This is a genomic window from Streptomyces sp. NPDC025833 (genome assembly GCF_055558055.1).
In genome coordinates this window covers 212,739-228,616 of the sequence record NZ_JBVHNF010000015.1, presented here as the reverse complement: position 1 = coordinate 228,616, position 15,878 = coordinate 212,739, and the positions used below count along the sequence as shown (strand labels likewise).

Genomic DNA, 15,878 nt, shown 5'->3' with positions numbered 1-15,878 from the left:
ACAACGGATCCAGCAGGGTGCTTGCGTCCAAACGTCCGCCTGCTGTCGTGGCCGGCGGGCTGGTTCGCAGCGTTATCGCCGGTAAACCCAGAGTGACGTGTGACCAGCGTGACGCAGCGGATGCGCTCCCGCAACCCGCCGCCGTCCCCGGGCCGGTCAGCCTCCGCGCCCCGCCGCGCGGCGGACGGCCTCGACGAACCGCCGGGCCGAGGGCGGCCCGGGCAGCCCGGGCGCCGGGTCGTGCTCGCCCAGTGTCAGCAGGTACCGGGTGCCGTTGACGTCGGCCAGCGCCCGGTCGTCCGGCGCGAACCACGGCCGGGTGGCGCGCACCGCCTGCACCGGCGCGCTGTCGATCTCGCTGCCGTAGCTGTTCAGCAACTCCAGCCTGCCGTCGCTGATCCGGACCTGTCCGGCCCGGGTGAGTGAACGAAGTCGTCTGCCGATCCGCACGCCTGTGGCCGTGAACTCCGGCTCCGCCATGTCTCGTGCTCCCTCGCGGTGGTTCCGTGGTCCGTGGTTCCGTGTGCGCCCCCGTTCGGGACGGGTCGTCCCGTCGCGTGCAGTCTGCCCCGGCGCGGCGAGGAGCACCAGTACGCGCGGGGCGCCCGTGACGGCCGCCCGGAGCACTCGCGTCCATGCGCCCCCGGTCGGCTCGCACGTCTGTGCCCCCGGGTGTCTTTGGGTGACTCAAAGATGCGTTTATGCAGGTGGGAAGGTGTGTGAAAGCTGCCTATGCTCGACGTGCCGGCCCGCGCCAGGCGCTGCCGGCGTCAAGCGTAAGGAGCCCCGCCGTGAGCACCACCCCCCAGACCAGGACCGGCGCCACCCTCGATGTCGACCGCAGCGATCCCGCCTACCGCGGCTGGCTGAAAGAGGCCGTTCGCAAGGTTCAGGCCGATGCCAACCGATCGGCGGACACGCACCTGCTGCTCTTCCCGCTGCCGGAACGGTGGGGTATCGACCTCTACCTCAAGGACGAGTCCACCCATCCGACCGGCAGCCTCAAGCACCGGCTCGCCCGCTCCCTGTTCCTCTACGGCCTGTGCAATGGCTGGATCCGCCCGGACCGCCCGGTCATCGAGGCGTCCAGCGGCTCGACGGCGGTCTCCGAGGCGTACTTCGCGAAGCTGATCGGCGTCCCCTTCATCGCGGTCATGCCGCGCACGACCAGCGCCGAGAAGATCCGCCTCATCGAGTTCCACGGCGGCCGGTGCCACTTCGTGGACGACTCCCGGAGGATGTACGAGGAGTCCGCCCGCCTCGCGGTGGAGACCGGCGGCCACTACATGGACCAGTTCACCTACGCCGAGCGGGCCACGGACTGGCGCGGCAACAACAACATCGCCGAATCCATCTTCCGGCAGCTCCGGTCGGAGCGGTTCCCGGAGCCGGCCTGGATCGTGGCGACGGCGGGCACCGGCGGTACCTCCGCGACCCTCGCCCGCTACGTCCACTACATGCAGTACGACACCCGGATCTGCGTGGCCGATCCGGACAACTCCTGTTTCTTCGAGGGCTGGACGACCGGGGACCCGGACGTCGTCTGCGACTGCGGCTCGCGGATCGAGGGCATCGGCCGGCCGCGCATGGAGCCGAGCTTCGTGCCCGGCGCGATCGACCGGATGATGAAGGTGCCGGACGCCGCCAGTGTCGCCGCGGTGCGGGCGCTGGAAGGAGTCATCGGCCGCCGGGCGGGCGGGTCCACGGGCACCGGGCTGTGGAGCGCGCTGAGGATCGTCGCCGAGATGGTGGCCGAGGGCCGTACCGGCAGCGTCGTCACCCTGCTGTGCGACCCGGGGGACCGGTACCTGGACAAGTACTACTCGGACGCATGGCTCGCGGAACAGGGCCTGGACATCGGGCCGTACGCGGCGACCGTCGGATCCTTCCTGGCCACGGGGGTCTGGCCGCACTGATCCGGTCGCTTCGCCGGGAGGCCGGCACCTGGCGGGAGGGTGACGAGGATGTGTGGATTCGGTGACGCCCCAAATGGGTGATGGGGCAAGCTGGTTGTGTCGAAGTGACTGATAAGATCATCGCACTTTTCAGTGGGCTGATGGCGTGTCATGAAGCGCGTCCGGGGGACAGTCACAGGCACCATCGCGCTCTCATACTCTCGGCGCGATGCGACTTGAAGAGAGTCTCATGACGTCATTGACCACGGATCCACTGCTGTGGATCTTGCTGGTGGTGCTCGTCGCCGCGATCATCGCGGTGATGCGGGCCCGGAGAACCAACATGGCTCTCCGAAGAACGAGGAAGGACCTGGAGACAGGGCTGGGAGAGGCCCGCGGCGATGTCGGCCAGCTCCACTCGCACATCGCCACGCTGACCTCCCAGCACCAGCGTGACCTCGCCGACGTGCGGGCGGACGCGGAAGCGGCGACCAAGGCGGTGCTGAAGTCCGCCATGGGCACCCTCCAGTCGCTCGCCGAGGAGCAGCAGGTCCTCCTCGACGATCTGCTGAAGAAGTACGGCGACACCACGGATGTGCTGGCCGACCTGATGACGGTCGACCACACCGGCAGCCAGTTCGGCCGCCGCGCCAAGGGCATCTCCGTGCTGTGCGGCGGCTGGCTGGGCAGGCGCGACGGCGCCGCAACCGTCTACGACGTCGCGCGCAGCGCCCAGGGCCGGATCCGGGACTTCCACCGCGTCAGCGTCCACTCGCAGGTCAACGTCTCGCTCATCGGCAAGGCCGTCGAGCCGGTGGCCGTCGTCCTGGCCGAGCTGCTGGACAACGCGACGAACTACAGCGCGCCCGGAACCCCGGTCGAGGTCAACATCCAGGCCGTGCCGACCGGCGTGTGCTTCATCGTGGACGACGCAGGTCTCGGCATGGACCAGGAGACCAAGGACCGGGCCGCCGCCCTGCTGTCCGTGGACGGTCCCGTCGACATCACCGGTCTCGGCGATCCGCCGCGGTTCGGCTTCGCCGTGTGCGGCATGCTCGCCGCCCGCTACGGCTTCGCCGTCTCCGTCGGCTCCGTGTCCCCCTACGGCGGAGTGCGTGCTGTGATCCGTGTACCCGAAAGCCTCCTCGCCGCCGACGTGCCCGCCCCCAAGGCCGAGCCCAAGGACACCGCCGACGCGGCGGCCCCGCCGCAGCGCTTGGCGCCGGTCCCGGTCGTGGGCCCCTCGCACGTGGTGGGGACGACCCAGGGAGGCCTGCCCAAGCGGCGCCGGCGCAACGGCCCCGTCACGGTCGTCCCGGCCCTCGACACCTCCGGCGAGGACGACACCTCGGAGCCCGGCAGCGAGGTGACGGCGTCGCGGCTCGGGGCCTTCGCCCGCGGAACCCAGCTCGGTCGCACCACGAACACCACGGAAGGACCTGACTACCAGTGAAGACCGACCTGTCCTGGGTGCTGAACGACGTGCTCGAGGTGCGCGGAGCCCGGCACGCCATCCTGGTCTCGGGCGACGGCCTGCTGCTGCAGCGCTCGGACGACATCGGGAGGGACGACGCGGAGACGAACGCCGCCGCGATGAGCTCGATGCAGTCCCTGAGCCGCGCCGTCGCCGGATTCGTGGGCGCGGGACACGGCATCTGGAAGCAGACCCTGCTGGAGTACGACGGCGGCTGGATCTTCCTGATCGCCGCCGGCCAGGGCTCCTACCTCGCCGTCTCGGCCGCTCTGGACGTCGACATGGAGGCGGTGTCCTTCCGCATGCAGAAGACCGTGTCCGCCCTGAGCAAGGCGATGAGCGTGGCGCCGCGCTCGGACAACGGTGCGGGCGCATGACGACGCCCGGTGAGGAAACTTCGGTCACCAGCGACTTCGTCCGCTCCTACGTCATCACCGGCGGGCGCACCCTGCCGGACTCGGACGACCTGGCGCTGCACACCCTGGTCACCCTGGCTCCCGAGCGGACCACTCCGCTGGGAGCCGGCCCCGAGGTGACGGCCATCTGGAACCTGTGCGCGGGCGGCTACCTGTCGGTCGCCGAAGTGGCCGGGCACGTGGGACTGCCCGTGGGGGTGGCCCGGCTGCTGCTGACCGATTTATTCGAGCAGGGACACCTCCTGCGCCGCGCCGAGCCGCCCCGGGCTCAGAACGTTGACAGAGCGACCCTCGAGAAGGTTCTGCATGGACTCCAATCCCTCATCGGCTGAGACGGCCCCTGGATCCATCTACGTCTCCAGCGCGGTGACCAACGCCGCCAAGATCCTCGTCGTCGGGCACTTCGCGGTGGGCAAGACCACGCTGATCGGCTCGCTGTCGGAGATCACCCCGCTGCGCACCGAGGAGAAGATGACCCAGGCGTCCCTCCACGTGGACGACCTCAGGGGGGTCACGGACAAGTCCACCACCACCGTGGCCCTGGACTTCGGCCGGCTGACGCTCAGCGACGACCTCGTGCTGTACCTGTTCGGCACCCCCGGGCAGCAGCGCTTCATGCAGCTGTGGGAGGACATGGCCCGCGGCGCGCTGGGGGCACTCCTCCTCGTCGACCCCGCCCGGCTGGAGGAGACCTTCCCCGTCATCGACCTCGTCGAGCGGTACGGCCTGGAGTACGCGATCGCGGTCAACGGCTTCCAGCGGGACAAGGTGTACGAGGAGGCGGAGGTGCGCGAGGCCCTCGACCTGCTCCCGGACACGCCCGTCGTCTACTGCGACGCCCGCGACCGGCAGTCCTCCGCCCTCGCGCTGATCGCGCTCGTGCGTCACCTGCTCGCCAGAGCCGCCTGACACACCCGTCCGCCCCGGACCCACGCCCGGAGCCAGCAGAAGGAACCCCATGGACCCCCAGTCAGCCCCCGCCCCCGCCGGGGCCCGATGCCCCATGCACGACGCCGCGTTCGCCGCCGATCCCCACGAGGTGTACGACCGGCTGCGCGCCCAGGCGCCCGCCGGACCCGTCGAACTCGCGCCCGGCGTCGACGCCACGCTGGTCGTCGGCCACGAGATGGCCCTGCGCGTCCTCCAGAACTCCACGCTCTTCGCCCGCGACTCCCGCCGCTGGAAGGCGCTGAACGAGGGGCGGATCGCGCTGGACAACCCGGTGCTGCCAATGATGGCGTACCGCCCCAACTGCCTGTTCACGGACGGCGCCGTCCACCTGCGGCTGCGCAAGGCCGTGACGGACAGCCTGGCCAAGCTGAACATCACCCGGGTCCGCCGCGACGTCGAGCCCATCGCCGACTACCTCATCGACCAGTTCAGCGAGCGGGGCCGGGCCGACCTCCTCAACGACTACGCCCGGCTGCTGCCGCTGCTGCTGTTCAACAAGCTGTTCGGCTGCCCGGCGGACATCGGCGACACCCTCACCGGCGCCATGTCGGCGATGTTCGACGGCCAGGACGCCCAGCGCGCCAGCGAGGAGATCAACGCCTGCCTCATGGAACTGGTCGCCCTCAAGCGGCGCCAGCCCGGCGACGACGTCACCTCGTGGCTGATCCAGCACCCCGCGGGACTGACCGACGAGGAACTCAGGGACCAACTCGTCATCCTGATGGGCGCGGGCGTGGAGCCCGAGCGCAACCTGATCTGCAACGCCCTGCTCCTGCTGCTGTCGCCCAGCGCCGGCGGACGGGACTCCGGGATGCTGATCGAGGAGGCCATCGACCACGTGCTCTGGAACCAGACGCCGATCGCCAACTACGCCACCCACTACCCGGTCCAGGACGTGGACCTCGGCGGAGTGGTCGCCGAGGCCAACACGCCCGTCGTCATCAGCTTCGCCGCGGCCAACAGCGACCCGGCGCTGGCCGAGGCCCGCCGGACCCACAGCAAGGGCGCCCACCTGGGCTGGGGAGCGGGCCCGCACGCCTGCCCGGCCAAGGACCCCGCGCAGGTCATCGCGGTCACCGCGATCGAGCGGATCCTCAACACGCTGCCCGACCTGACGCTGGCCGTCCACGAGAAGGAACTGGAGTGGCGGCCGGGCCCGTTCCACCGGGCACTGGTGGCGCTGCCCGTGGCCTTCAGCCCGACACCGGCGACCCGCATGGCCGCCGCGCTGCAGAACAGGGCCGTTCCCGCGGCGGCGGAGCAGCCGCTGCGCACCGCGCAGGCCGCCGGCACGCGTCAGGAGCAGGCCCGGAAGAAGGGCTTCTGGAGCACGTTCCTGGACATCTTCCGCGTCTGACGCCCCGGGTGTGACGTGCCGCCGCCCCGGACGCGGCGTGCGGCCGTCCCGGGTGCGCGGCGGCTGGTGCGGCGGGGGCCCGGCCGCCGTCGCACCCGCCGGGGCGGGCGGCCGGCCCTGCGCGCCGGGCCCCCACCGGGCCCGGTCAGCCCGCCGCCAGGTGCCGGTCCAGGGACGTCACCGCGTCCCGGAACGCGCGCCCGAGGCCCGGCCGGGCCAGCCGGAGGACGCACCGGAAGGGCGCCGTACCGTCGGCGGCGAGCGTCCACCGCACCCGGGTGCCGGCGCCGAGCGGAGCGAGCCGCCACTCCTCGGCCAGGGCCCGCGCGCCCGGCGCGTTGGTGGCGTCGATGCGGTACGCGTACAGCTCGGGCTCCGTCGCCGCGAGCACCGCCTCCTCGAACCGCGTCCCGCCCCGGAGCCGGATCTCCCGCCCCGCGCCGCCGCCGGTGGCCCGGGCGGACGTCACCGCGGAGAACCACCGCGTCCAGCCGGGCACGTCCTCGGCGAGCGCGCGGAAGACCCGTTCGGGGGGCGCGGAGACGTCCCGCGCGAAGACCAGGCGGACGGGTGCCGTCCCCACGAAGCCGAGATCCACCTGGCGCAGCCGACGTGTCACGGACACCCCCCCCTCACGCCCCTCCCGCCGGGCGGCAGGCCGGGCGGGCCCACGATAGCCGAGGGCGCCTCAGCCGTCCGCGCCGTCCGCGTCGTCCGCGCCGTCCTTCACGGGATCCCCCGCCACGACCACCCGCAGGTGCTCGGAGATGTCCGCACGCGCCTCGGCGGGCAGACCGGCGTCGGTCACCAGCGTGTCCACCTGGTCCAGCGCGGCGAACGAACTCAGGCCCACCGTGCCCCACTTGGTGTGGTCGGCGACCACCACCACCCGGCGCGCGGAGTGCACCAGCCGCCGGTTGGTCTCGGCCTCCGCCAGGTTCGGCGTGGACAGGCCGGCCTCCAGCGATATGCCGTGCACACCGAGGAAGAGCAGGTCGAAGTGGAGCGAGGAGATCGCCTGGTCGGCCACCGGACCCACCAGCGAGTCGGACGGGGTGCGCACCCCGCCGGTGAGCACCACCGTCGCCGACCCCTGGCGCGGACCCGGGGCGCGCTGTGCCGCGTGGAAGACGTCCGCGACCCGCACCGAGTTCGTCACCACGGTCAGGTCGGGCAACTCCAGCAGGTGCTGGGCGAGCGCGTAGGTCGTGGTGCCCCCGGACAGCGCGATCGCCGCACCCGGGCCCACCAGGCGGGCCGCGGCGCGCGCGATGTCCTCCTTGGCGGTCGGCTCCAGCCCCGACTTCGCCTCGAACCCCGGCTCGTGCGTGCTCGCCTCGACCACCGGCACGGCACCGCCGTGCACCTTCTCCAGCACGCCCAGGCGGGCCAGCGCGTCCAGATCGCGGCGCACGGTCATGTCCGAGACACCGAGCTTGCGGGTCAGTTCGTTGACCCGGACCCCGCCCCGGCGCCGGACCTCGTCCAGGATCAGGGCGCGGCGCTGCTCCGCGAGGAGGTTCTGATTCTCGCTCACGTGCGCTCCGGTCCCTTCGCCGCCAACCGTCCGACCCGTCCGGCGCACCGGCTCCGACCAGGAGGTTCCAGCCGTCCGCCAGCGCGCGGGCGCCCCATCCTTTCACGGGCGGCCGCCGGTCGCGCCACCACCTGCCCGCCCCGGACCGCCGCCCCCGGGGGCGCGGGCGTCCCGCCCGCCGTCACCCGGATCGGGGAGATTCCGTGACGACGGGTGTACGCGGGCGCCGGACCGGAGATCCTGGAGCGCGCACGGCACAGACGTCAGGGCGCCACGGGGAAGTGCGACGACAGTGGACGCAGGGGAACACGAGGGCCGGACCACCGACACGTACGAGGAGCGGGGCGCCGGGCCGACGAAGGACCGGACGGCGAAGCCGTGGGTCGATCTGGAACTGCTGGTGCACGGGGTCGGCGGCACCACGCCCGAGAAGATGCTCGGCGACCCGCGCACCGTCCGGGTCACCGGCGACGACACGGCCGCCGTCTTCCGGCGCGCCGCGGACGCCGATCCCATCCCGGACGGACCGGGCGCCGAGGGGGAGCGCGCGGCCCGCGCCGGGCGGGAACCAGGGGAACCGGACGGGCGCGGGCCGGTCCGGGAGGCGTACGTCTGGTGCAACCTCACCTCCGGCGACGGCAGCCGCGCCCTGTGGCTGTTGCTGCTGCCCTTCATGGTCGTCAACCTCGCGCACTGGATGCGCCCCGCCGCCCCCGACCGGCCGCGCGTGGTACGGCTCTACGGACTCCTCGTGCGGCTCTGCGCCCTCACCCTGACCGTGCTGCTGGTGGCCGCCGCCTGCGAGGTGGCCCTCGACCTGGCGGCCTGGCAGTGCGCGGGCACCCGGGCGTGCGCCGGCCGCCACACCTGGCTGCGGTTCCTCGCGCCGGCCGGCCCCGGAGCACCCACCGGGGCCGGCGGGTGGTGGAGCGCGCCCGGCCGCCGGCTGGCCCTCGCCGCGGTGCTGCCGACCGCGCTGACCGGCCTGCTCTGGTACCTCTCGCAGCGCACCTGGCGCACGTACGAGTCCCACCGGCCGCCGGCCGCGGGCGCCGCGGACCCGGTCACCGGCGGCCCCGGGACCGGTCGACCCGGTCAGGGCGAAGCGGGCCCCGGCACCGGCGCGTCCGAGTCCGGCGACCACGGCAGCGCGCTGGTGCGGCCCGGCTTCTGGTACGGCCGCCGCCTGGTCGCCCGGCTGCGCGCGGCGCACACCGCGGCGGGGCTGCTCACCGTGGCCGCCGCCGTCGCCACCCCGGCGGTCCGCTTCGACCGCCGGCCGGGCGGCCCCGCGGCACCGGACGCCCTCGGACTGCTGCTGACCGCGGCGCTGCTCGGCTGGGCGGTCGCGGTCGTCGTGGTCGTCTGCCGCCGGGGCCGCAGCGAGAACCGCCTCGACCGGCGGCTCGACCGGCACCTCGTGCGCTCCCTGCCGCTCGGCGCACTCGCCCTGCTGCTGTGCGCCCTGGTGTACGCCGGCTGGGCCCGTCCCGGCTGGCGGTCCGCCGGGCGGCTGCCCGGCGACCCGGCCTTCGGCGGCCTCATACTGTCCCAGGGCCTGCTCGTCATCGCCCTCGCCGCCGTGGCCGGATACCTGTACCGGCGTCGCCCCGACCCGGGCGCCGGGATGCGCGGCCTCGGCGGCCCCGCCGTCACGCTGCTCGCCTGCGCGCTGGGCGGAGTGATGTCCGGCGGCGTCGCCCAGCGCGTCGCCGACTGGCTCGACGGCACCCGCGCCTCCCTCGCCGGGCCGCCCGTGCTGCTCACCTGGCAGGCGTCCGCGATCCCGCCGGCCCTCGCGGTCCTGCTGGTCCTCGTCGCGCTGCTCGCGGCGCGCACCGCCCGGCTCGCCCGCGCCGAGCGGCGCCGCGTGCGCCGGGAGCACCCCGGCGAACCCGAGGACGCCGCCCGGACCCGGGCCATCGCGCAGGCCCGGGCCATGGCCACGCTCACCGACCGGGCGCCCCTCGTCGTCACCGTGCTCGCCGTCACCACCCTGCTGCTGGGCACGCTCGCCCTGGCCGGCGCCCTCGCCACGGGGAAGACCCCGGACGGGGCGGCCCGCCGCACCCACCACCTCGTCCAGGCCGTGGCCGAGACCTCCCAGGCGCTGGGCTCCTGGCTGGTCGGGCTCGGCTTCCTGCTCTTCGTGACCTGGGGCAGACGCGCCTACAAGGACGCCTCGGCCCGGCGCACCATCGGCATCCTCTGGGACGTCGGCACGTTCTGGCCGCGCGCCGCCCACCCCTTCGCACCGCCCTGCTACGCCGAACGCGCGGTGCCGGACCTGACCTGGCGCATGGCCACCTGGACCCGGCGCACCGGCGGCCGGCTGGTGCTGTCCGGGCACTCCCAGGGCAGCGTCCTCGCCGCCGCGGCGGCCTGGCAACTGCCCCCGTCCGTACGCGGACGCGTCGCCCTGCTCACCTACGGCTCCCCGCTGGAGCGCCTGTACGGCCGCTGGTTCCCCGCCCACTTCGGCCCGCCGGCGCTGGCCGCCCTGCACCAGGACATCGCCTGCTGGCGCAACCTGCACCGCCGCACCGACCCCATCGGCGGTCCGGTCCGCGTCCCCGGCTCCACCGGTCCGGAGGTCGACCACGCCGCGCTGTCCGACCCCCTCGCCTACGGCCGCACGCCCGAGCATCCGCTGCCCGCGCCGATCCTCGGCCACTCCGACTACCAGGCCGACCCCGCCTTCACCCGCGAACGCGCGGCCCTCCTCACCCGCCTCTGCCCCGAAGTCCCGGGCCAGCGACCCGGCACGGACACCTGACCCCGGCGTGCTCACGTCGGCGAGGCGAGTCTAATCAACTTTTACTAGTGGCATACGGGGGTGTACGCTGCCCGGGCGATCAAGTAGCCAATCTTGACTAGTGAGTTGATCCGGTCCGCCCTCCGTCGAAGGAGCCCGCATGATCACGCTGCCCGACACCGGCTACACCCCGACCCCGGAAGACCGCGCGAGCCTGGACGCCTGGTTCGCCGAGTACGACGCGGCGAGCGGCAAGCGCGACGTCGAGCGCATGGCCGGCATGGCGGTCTTCCCGCTCAACCTGGTGAGCGACGACTCCGCGGGCGACGGCCGCTCCGCGCAGTGGGACCGGGAGCGGTTCGTCGCGACCATGACCGAGGTGATGGGCGACGGCGGCCAGGACATCACCTTCGAGTCCACCCGGACACCGGTGTTCCTGTCGCCCGCGATGGCCGTCGTCTTCACGGACTCGGCCATGACCGCCGACGGCGTCACACAGCGGCTGCGCTACGCCGACATCCTGCTCCGGCGCAACGGGACATGGGCCTTCCAGACCATGGCCCAGGGCGGCTGGGGCGACAACCTGTAGCCGGCGGGAGCGGTGCCGCAGCCGCCCGGCGGCTCAGGGCAGCTCCGGCAGGTCCTCCGCGTACAGCAGGGTCAGGTCGTCGGTGGTCGGGTCGGGGAACTGGGCGACGCGGCTCGCGTGCCGCTCCACCATCGCCTCGAACGTCTGCCGCGCGGTCCGGCCGTTGCCGAACGCCGCGCCCTTCGGGATCGCAGTGAAGTATTTCAGCAGCTCCTCGGAGACGCCCGGCGCGAGCCGGTACTCGTGCTCGTCGGCCTGCTGCTCCACGATCCGCAGCAGTTCCCCGGGGCCGTAGTCGCCGAAGGTGATGGTGCGGGAGAACCGGGAGGCGACACCCGGGTTGACGGAGAGGAAGCGCTCCATCTCCGCGGTGTACCCGGCGACGATCACCACCACCGAGTCCCGGTGGTCCTCCATCAGCTTCACGAGCGTGTCGATGGCCTCCTTGCCGAAGTCCCGCCCGGCGTCCTCGGGGGAGAGCGCGTACGCCTCGTCGATGAACAGCACACCGCCGCGCGCCCGCTCGAACGCCTCCTGGGTGCGGATCGCGGTCGAGCCGATGTGCTCGCCCACCAGGTCGACCCGGGACACCTCCACCAGGTGGCCCTTCTCCAGCACGTCCAGCGCGGCGAGGATCTCGCCGTAGAGCCGGGCGACCGTGGTCTTGCCGGTGCCGGGGGAGCCGGTGAAGACCAGGTGCCGCTTCACGGATGCCGCCTTCAGCCCCGCCCGCTGCCGGCGCCGGCCCACCTCGATCATGTCGATCAGCGCCCGCACCTCGTGCTTGACGCTCTCCAGGCCCACCAGCGCGTCGAGTTCCCCCAGCACGTCCTTCGACGTCCGGTCCGGCCGCGCCGGTTCCGTGACGGCGGCGGCCGGCTCCGGCTCCGCCGCCCGCTGCCCGGGCAGCGCGCCGAGGAGACCGGCGCTCTGCGTCACCGTCTGCACGGCCGTCTCCCGGGCCACGGGCGTACGGGGGCCGCCGCTCTCGTCGCTGGTGCAGTCCGCCACGTCCGGTCCCGACCCGGAGCCCGCGTCCGGGCCCCCGTCGGCGAACTCGTAGCCGCCGCGCGCGCACCGTTCCGTCCGGCACTTGCGCAGCGTGGTGCTGCAGCCGTCGATCACGTGGAAGCCGTACCCGCCGCTGCCGGTGACCCGGCAGCCGAGGAAGCTGCCCCGGCCGCCCGCGGAGACGTAGAAACCGGCCTCGGCGGGGGAGCCGACCGTGCAGCGCTCGATGGTCGGGTCGGCGCCCTTGGTGACGATCACGCCGGTCTGGGTGCCGTCCAGGGTGCAGTTGTTGAGCGTGCCCCCGCTGCCGTGGTCGCGGAACCAGGCGCCGGTCGCCGCGTCCCTGATCCGGCAGTCGTCGAGCTGCGCGGTCGCCCCGTCGCTCACCGACACGGCCGTGTTGCGCACCTGGGACAGATCGCTGTCGACGACGTCCGCGCGCGAGCCGCGGTCCAGCACGAACAGCGCGTCGGGCACGTCGTGCACGCGGCAGGAGTCGAGCACGGCGGTGGCGCCGTCGCTCACCCAGACGGCCGGGTAGTCACCGGTGCTGTCGAAGATCTCGCACTGGTTGGCGTCCACCCGGGTCCCCGGGTCCCACACCGACAGGCCGTTGCGCCCGAACCGGCGGACCGTCGTCCGGGTCAGCGTGAGCACCGAGCGGGAGCGCAGGTCGACCGCGTTCTCCGGGATGTCGTGGATGCGGCAGTCGGCGAGCGTGAGCACCGCGTCGGTGTCCAGGGTGATGCCGTCGGCGGTGGTGCGGTGCACGTCGCAGTCGGTCAGGTGCGCGGTGGCCCGCTGGGTGACCTGCACGCCGGAGCCGCGCACCTCGTAGATCTCGCACCCCACCGCCTCCAGCCCGGAGTTCTCACCGGTCGCGGTGATCCCGGTGCCCGAGGCGTGGTGCACCCGGCAGCGCTCCAGCCGCGGGTGGGCGCCGCCGCGGACCGCCACGCCCGCCTGCCCGGCCGCCACGACCTCGCACTCCTCGAACACCCCGCCCCCGCCGTCGAGTACGGCGATGCCGATGCCGGCCGGGTTGTCGACGGTGCACCGGCGCACGGTCGGCCGGGCGCCGCCGCGCACCTCGATCCCGGCGGCGGACCGGGTCACGATCCGCACGTCCGTCAGCTCGGGCGTGCCCTCCTCGACCAGCAGCGCGGGCGCCGCCGCGTCCTGGCCCTCCACGTGCAGGTCCTGCACCACGGCCGAGGCCCGCACGGTCAGCGGCACGCCGTCCGGCGGCGCGATCCGCACGGAGCCGGACGAACCCTCGGGCCCGCGCAGCGTCACCGCCCGTTCGACGACGAGGTTCTCCCGGTAGGTGCCGGGGGCGATCGTGAGGACGTCGCCGTCCGCGGCGGCCTCCAGGGCGGCGGTGAGCGAAGCGTACTCACCCGTGCGGCGCCGCCACCGCGACGTACCGGTGTGCGTCACCTGGACCGTGCCCTGTGCCATGGCGTTGCTGTGCCCCCACCTAGTCGTACTGATGGCTCGCCGCCCGTCGGGGCGCTGCCGCCGTGACCGGCCTCCGGTCACGGATCCGCGGGCCGTCGCCGCCGGCGTTCCGGCCGGTCCACCGTAGCGTGTGCCGGGACGCCCGGTTGACCAGAGCCGGAAGGCCGTCAGCCGCCGGTGCCCGCCTTGCCCCAGTCCGGGCCCGCCCGGTCCCACTCCCGGTCCCAGCGCGCGTACCGCCGCCGGACCAGGCGCCGCAGGATCAGACGGCGGCCGCCCTCGGCCAGGGCCGCGGTCAGCAGGGCCGCGCCGAGCCCGGCGAACACGGCGTGCGCCGTCGCCGTGGCGCCGTCCGGCGGACGGGTCGTCAGCCGGCCGCGCGGGTCGGTCCAGAGCCGGAAGCGGTCGCCCGGGCGCGGGGTCGCGAGATCGGCGAGGGCCGGGCCGTACCGCGGGGTGCCGTCCGGCCCGGTCCACCGCGCGACGACACGGCTGCGCGGCTCGCGGCCGGGGGACGTCTCGGGGTCTGCCTCCGGCAGGGCGCCGCGCAGCACCCGCAGCACCGTGGCCGTGACGAGATGGCGCGCGTGCTGCTGCCGCCGGGCGTCCCGCTGGAGCGACTCCCCGGCGGACACGCCGACCAGACAACCCGTCAGGGGCGCCACCACGGCGATCAGCAGCAGCGCCACGAGCGCCAGCCACGCCTCGGCCAGATCGGTCGTGCGGCACAGCGGATTGCGTCGCCAGCGCCACAGCCCCCCGAGTGCCCGCACGCCCCCGACCCCCTTCCGGTAAGCCGACGTCCCAGGCGCCCGCCCCGGCCCGCACGGCACGCCGTCGCCCCCGCGGGGTGCCCGGCTCCGCACGCGGGCCCCTCACGGTTCCCTCACGCTTCCCCAACGCGCAGACGGTGCCCCCGGTTCCCGTCGTACGGATCAGCCTGGTTCAGCCTGGATCAGTCGCCCGGGCGCCGGCGCACCCGGACCGGGTCGCCGACCCTGATCGTGCCGCGGGAGAGGGGCACGACGTTCTGCCCGAACACCAGCTTCCCGGCGATCCTGCGGTGCCGGGCCAGGGTCCGCAGCGGTTCCCGGCCGCGTACCGCCGTCTCCTGGTCGGTAGTGGTCACGACGCACCGGCCGCTCGGCCTGGCGACCCGGAACACCACCTCGCCGACGGAGATCTCCGTCCAGTGGTCCTCGGCCCAGGGCTCCGTGCCGGCGACGACGACGTTGGGCCGGAACCGGTCCATGGGCAGCGGGCCCTCATGGGCGTCGCGGCCGCCTGCGACGAGGGCGTTCAGGGCGTCCAGCGAGGCCGCCGTGGTGACCAGCAGGGGGTAGCCGTCGGCGAAGCTCACCGTCTCGCCGGGCAGGGCGTACGCGGGGTCGACCGGGCGGCGGGCGGCCGGGTCGTCCATGTGCACCAGACGGACCTCGGCCCCGAGGTAGGCGCTGCACCAGGCGTGCGCGGCCGGTGCGGCCGGGACGGCCTCCACCTTCGTGCCGAACACGCTCACCGGCACGGTCCCCACCGGTCCGGGCACCTCGACCGGCAGCGCTGTCCGGCCGGGCGCGGACAGCAGGACGCCGCCGCCGGCCAGAGGCTCGGCGGCGGCCTGCGCGAGGCTCGGGTACTCGCGCTGTGTGACGACCTTTCCCCCGTCGTCGATCAGCGTCCAGCGCCGGTCACCGGCCAGGCCCCAGGGCTCCACGACGGCCTCCCGGAGCGACACGGCTCGGAACGCCTTGACCGGGTGGACGTGGATCGACTGCACTTCGGCGTTTCCCATGCCGCCCATCGTGCCAGCCGGCACGGACGGCCCCGGGCGCGCCGATCAGTAGCCGCGGTACTGCTGGTTGTTGTACGGGTCCTGGTACGGAGCGGGCGCGGGCCGCGGCGCGGCCGGACGCATGGCCTCGTACCCGTTGCCGGCCGCCATCGGCCGCTGCTGCTGCGGGGCCTGCGGACCGGGGTAGCCGCGCGGGGCGCTCGCCTGCTGCGGGATGTACGCCGTGGGCGCCTGGTGCAGCGGAGCGGGCTGCGGCTGCTGCGGGTAGCCGTAGGCGGGGGGCTGCGCGGAGGGGGCCGCCGGGAGGGCGGGGAGGGCCGACGGCAGGGCGGGCAGGCTGCTGCCCGTGTCGTAGGCGGCGGGGACCCGGATCGGGGCGATCTGCGGGGTGCCACGCTCGGCGACGAGCGAGTCGTAGATCGGGGTGTCCGGGAAGGAGGCGGAGTAGTAGCCGCCACCATAAGTGGAGCGGGGGGAGGTCATGGCACATAAGTTAAGCCCACGATGTGCTGGTTGGGGAGACCGATAAGACGGTTGTTTTCCGTGTCGGCGGGGGCCCGGGACCTCCAATGGGAGCGAACTCGGCAAAATGGGACGCCTGTCGACGTTTGGATCGCATAAAGGTCGCGTTCCTCCCGGG

Annotated in this window: 15 protein-coding genes; 8 read left to right on the top strand and 7 right to left on the bottom strand. The window is 73.8% G+C overall.

The window, feature by feature from the left end:
- Positions 1-156 precede the first annotated feature (156 nt).
- Entirely contained in the window at positions 157-480 is a 324-nt protein-coding gene (locus tag ACZ4K2_RS26865; RefSeq protein ID WP_467476138.1) for a hypothetical protein, read from the bottom strand.
- 311 nt (positions 481-791) lie between these two features.
- Here ACZ4K2_RS26865 and cds1 point away from each other — a divergent pair, with 311 nt between their 5' ends.
- From cds1 to ACZ4K2_RS26835, 6 genes are all read left to right on the top strand, one after another.
- Positions 792-1,916, top strand: a complete 1,125-nt coding sequence (gene cds1, locus ACZ4K2_RS26860) for an L-cysteine desulfhydrase Cds1 (RefSeq protein WP_467476140.1) — start codon at positions 792-794, stop codon at positions 1,914-1,916.
- Positions 1,917-2,145: 229 nt separating this feature from the next.
- A complete protein-coding gene (locus tag ACZ4K2_RS26855) occupies positions 2,146-3,348 on the top strand; it encodes an ATP-binding protein (RefSeq protein ID WP_467476143.1) in 1,203 nt (400 codons plus the stop codon).
- Complete coding sequence (locus tag ACZ4K2_RS26850) at positions 3,345-3,746, top strand: roadblock/LC7 domain-containing protein (RefSeq protein ID WP_467476145.1); 402 nt, start codon at positions 3,345-3,347, stop codon at positions 3,744-3,746. The genes ACZ4K2_RS26855 and ACZ4K2_RS26850 overlap by 4 nt, the downstream gene beginning before the upstream one ends.
- Entirely contained in the window at positions 3,743-4,117 is a 375-nt protein-coding gene (locus tag ACZ4K2_RS26845) for a DUF742 domain-containing protein (RefSeq protein ID WP_467476147.1), read from the top strand. The genes ACZ4K2_RS26850 and ACZ4K2_RS26845 overlap by 4 nt, the downstream gene beginning before the upstream one ends.
- Positions 4,092-4,694 carry a GTP-binding protein gene (locus tag ACZ4K2_RS26840; RefSeq protein WP_467476149.1) on the top strand — a complete coding sequence of 201 codons (603 nt, stop codon included), beginning with the start codon at positions 4,092-4,094 and terminating at the stop codon, positions 4,692-4,694. The genes ACZ4K2_RS26845 and ACZ4K2_RS26840 overlap by 26 nt, the downstream gene beginning before the upstream one ends.
- A gap of 94 nt (positions 4,695-4,788) precedes the next feature.
- Positions 4,789-6,093, top strand: coding sequence for a cytochrome P450 family protein (locus ACZ4K2_RS26835; RefSeq protein WP_467476576.1), 1,305 nt, complete (start codon positions 4,789-4,791; stop codon positions 6,091-6,093).
- A 145-nt stretch (positions 6,094-6,238) separates the two neighbouring features.
- On the opposite strand, the gene ACZ4K2_RS26830 is transcribed toward ACZ4K2_RS26835, so the two are convergent.
- Both ACZ4K2_RS26830 and ACZ4K2_RS26825 read right to left on the bottom strand, forming a co-directional pair.
- Entirely contained in the window at positions 6,239-6,712 is a 474-nt protein-coding gene (locus tag ACZ4K2_RS26830; RefSeq protein ID WP_467476578.1) for an SRPBCC family protein, read from the bottom strand.
- Positions 6,713-6,781: 69 nt separating this feature from the next.
- Complete coding sequence (locus ACZ4K2_RS26825) at positions 6,782-7,630, bottom strand: DeoR/GlpR family DNA-binding transcription regulator (protein WP_467476151.1); 849 nt, start codon at positions 7,628-7,630, stop codon at positions 6,782-6,784.
- Positions 7,631-8,063: 433 nt separating this feature from the next.
- Between ACZ4K2_RS26825 and ACZ4K2_RS26820 the strand changes: the two genes are divergently transcribed.
- Entirely contained in the window at positions 8,064-10,406 is a 2,343-nt protein-coding gene (locus ACZ4K2_RS26820) for a hypothetical protein (RefSeq protein WP_467476580.1), read from the top strand.
- Between the two features lie 139 nt (positions 10,407-10,545).
- Positions 10,546-10,974, top strand: coding sequence for a nuclear transport factor 2 family protein (locus ACZ4K2_RS26815; RefSeq protein WP_467476154.1), 429 nt, complete (start codon positions 10,546-10,548; stop codon positions 10,972-10,974).
- 33 nt (positions 10,975-11,007) lie between these two features.
- Here the strand turns inward: ACZ4K2_RS26815 and ACZ4K2_RS26810 are convergent, their stop codons facing one another.
- The 4 genes from ACZ4K2_RS26810 to ACZ4K2_RS26795 all read right to left on the bottom strand — a co-directional run bounded on the left by ACZ4K2_RS26810 (position 11,008) and on the right by ACZ4K2_RS26795 (position 15,721).
- Complete coding sequence (locus ACZ4K2_RS26810) at positions 11,008-13,446, bottom strand: right-handed parallel beta-helix repeat-containing protein (protein ID WP_467476156.1); 2,439 nt, start codon at positions 13,444-13,446, stop codon at positions 11,008-11,010.
- Between the two features lie 167 nt (positions 13,447-13,613).
- Positions 13,614-14,219 carry an Rv1733c family protein gene (locus ACZ4K2_RS26805; protein WP_467476157.1) on the bottom strand — a complete coding sequence of 202 codons (606 nt, stop codon included), beginning with the start codon at positions 14,217-14,219 and terminating at the stop codon, positions 13,614-13,616.
- 182 nt (positions 14,220-14,401) lie between these two features.
- Positions 14,402-15,238 carry an MOSC domain-containing protein gene (locus ACZ4K2_RS26800; RefSeq protein WP_467476159.1) on the bottom strand — a complete coding sequence of 279 codons (837 nt, stop codon included), beginning with the start codon at positions 15,236-15,238 and terminating at the stop codon, positions 14,402-14,404.
- 45 nt (positions 15,239-15,283) lie between these two features.
- Positions 15,284-15,721: a DUF6643 family protein gene (locus tag ACZ4K2_RS26795; protein ID WP_467476162.1), complete on the bottom strand. Its 438-nt coding sequence runs from the start codon at positions 15,719-15,721 to the stop codon at positions 15,284-15,286.
- Between the last annotated feature and the right edge of the window lie 157 nt (positions 15,722-15,878).

What these genes read in the sequence shown, in the direction of transcription:
- ACZ4K2_RS26845 (WP_467476147.1), top strand. Translation starts at nt 3,743, where the DNA reads ATGACGACGCCCGGTGAGGAAACTTCGGTCACCAGCGACTTCGTCCGC.
- ACZ4K2_RS26820 (WP_467476580.1), top strand. Translation starts at nt 8,064, where the DNA reads ATGCTCGGCGACCCGCGCACCGTCCGGGTCACCGGCGACGACACGGCC.
- ACZ4K2_RS26835 (WP_467476576.1), top strand. Translation starts at nt 4,789, where the DNA reads ATGCACGACGCCGCGTTCGCCGCCGATCCCCACGAGGTGTACGACCGG.
- ACZ4K2_RS26800 (WP_467476159.1), bottom strand. Translation starts at nt 15,238, where the DNA reads ATGGGAAACGCCGAAGTGCAGTCGATCCACGTCCACCCGGTCAAGGCG.
- ACZ4K2_RS26795 (WP_467476162.1), bottom strand. Translation starts at nt 15,721, where the DNA reads ATGACCTCCCCCCGCTCCACTTATGGTGGCGGCTACTACTCCGCCTCC.
- ACZ4K2_RS26840 (WP_467476149.1), top strand. Translation starts at nt 4,092, where the DNA reads ATGGACTCCAATCCCTCATCGGCTGAGACGGCCCCTGGATCCATCTAC.
- ACZ4K2_RS26865 (WP_467476138.1), bottom strand. Translation starts at nt 480, where the DNA reads ATGGCGGAGCCGGAGTTCACGGCCACAGGCGTGCGGATCGGCAGACGA.
- ACZ4K2_RS26810 (WP_467476156.1), bottom strand. Translation starts at nt 13,446, where the DNA reads ATGGCACAGGGCACGGTCCAGGTGACGCACACCGGTACGTCGCGGTGG.
- ACZ4K2_RS26855 (WP_467476143.1), top strand. Translation starts at nt 2,146, where the DNA reads ATGACGTCATTGACCACGGATCCACTGCTGTGGATCTTGCTGGTGGTG.
- ACZ4K2_RS26815 (WP_467476154.1), top strand. Translation starts at nt 10,546, where the DNA reads ATGATCACGCTGCCCGACACCGGCTACACCCCGACCCCGGAAGACCGC.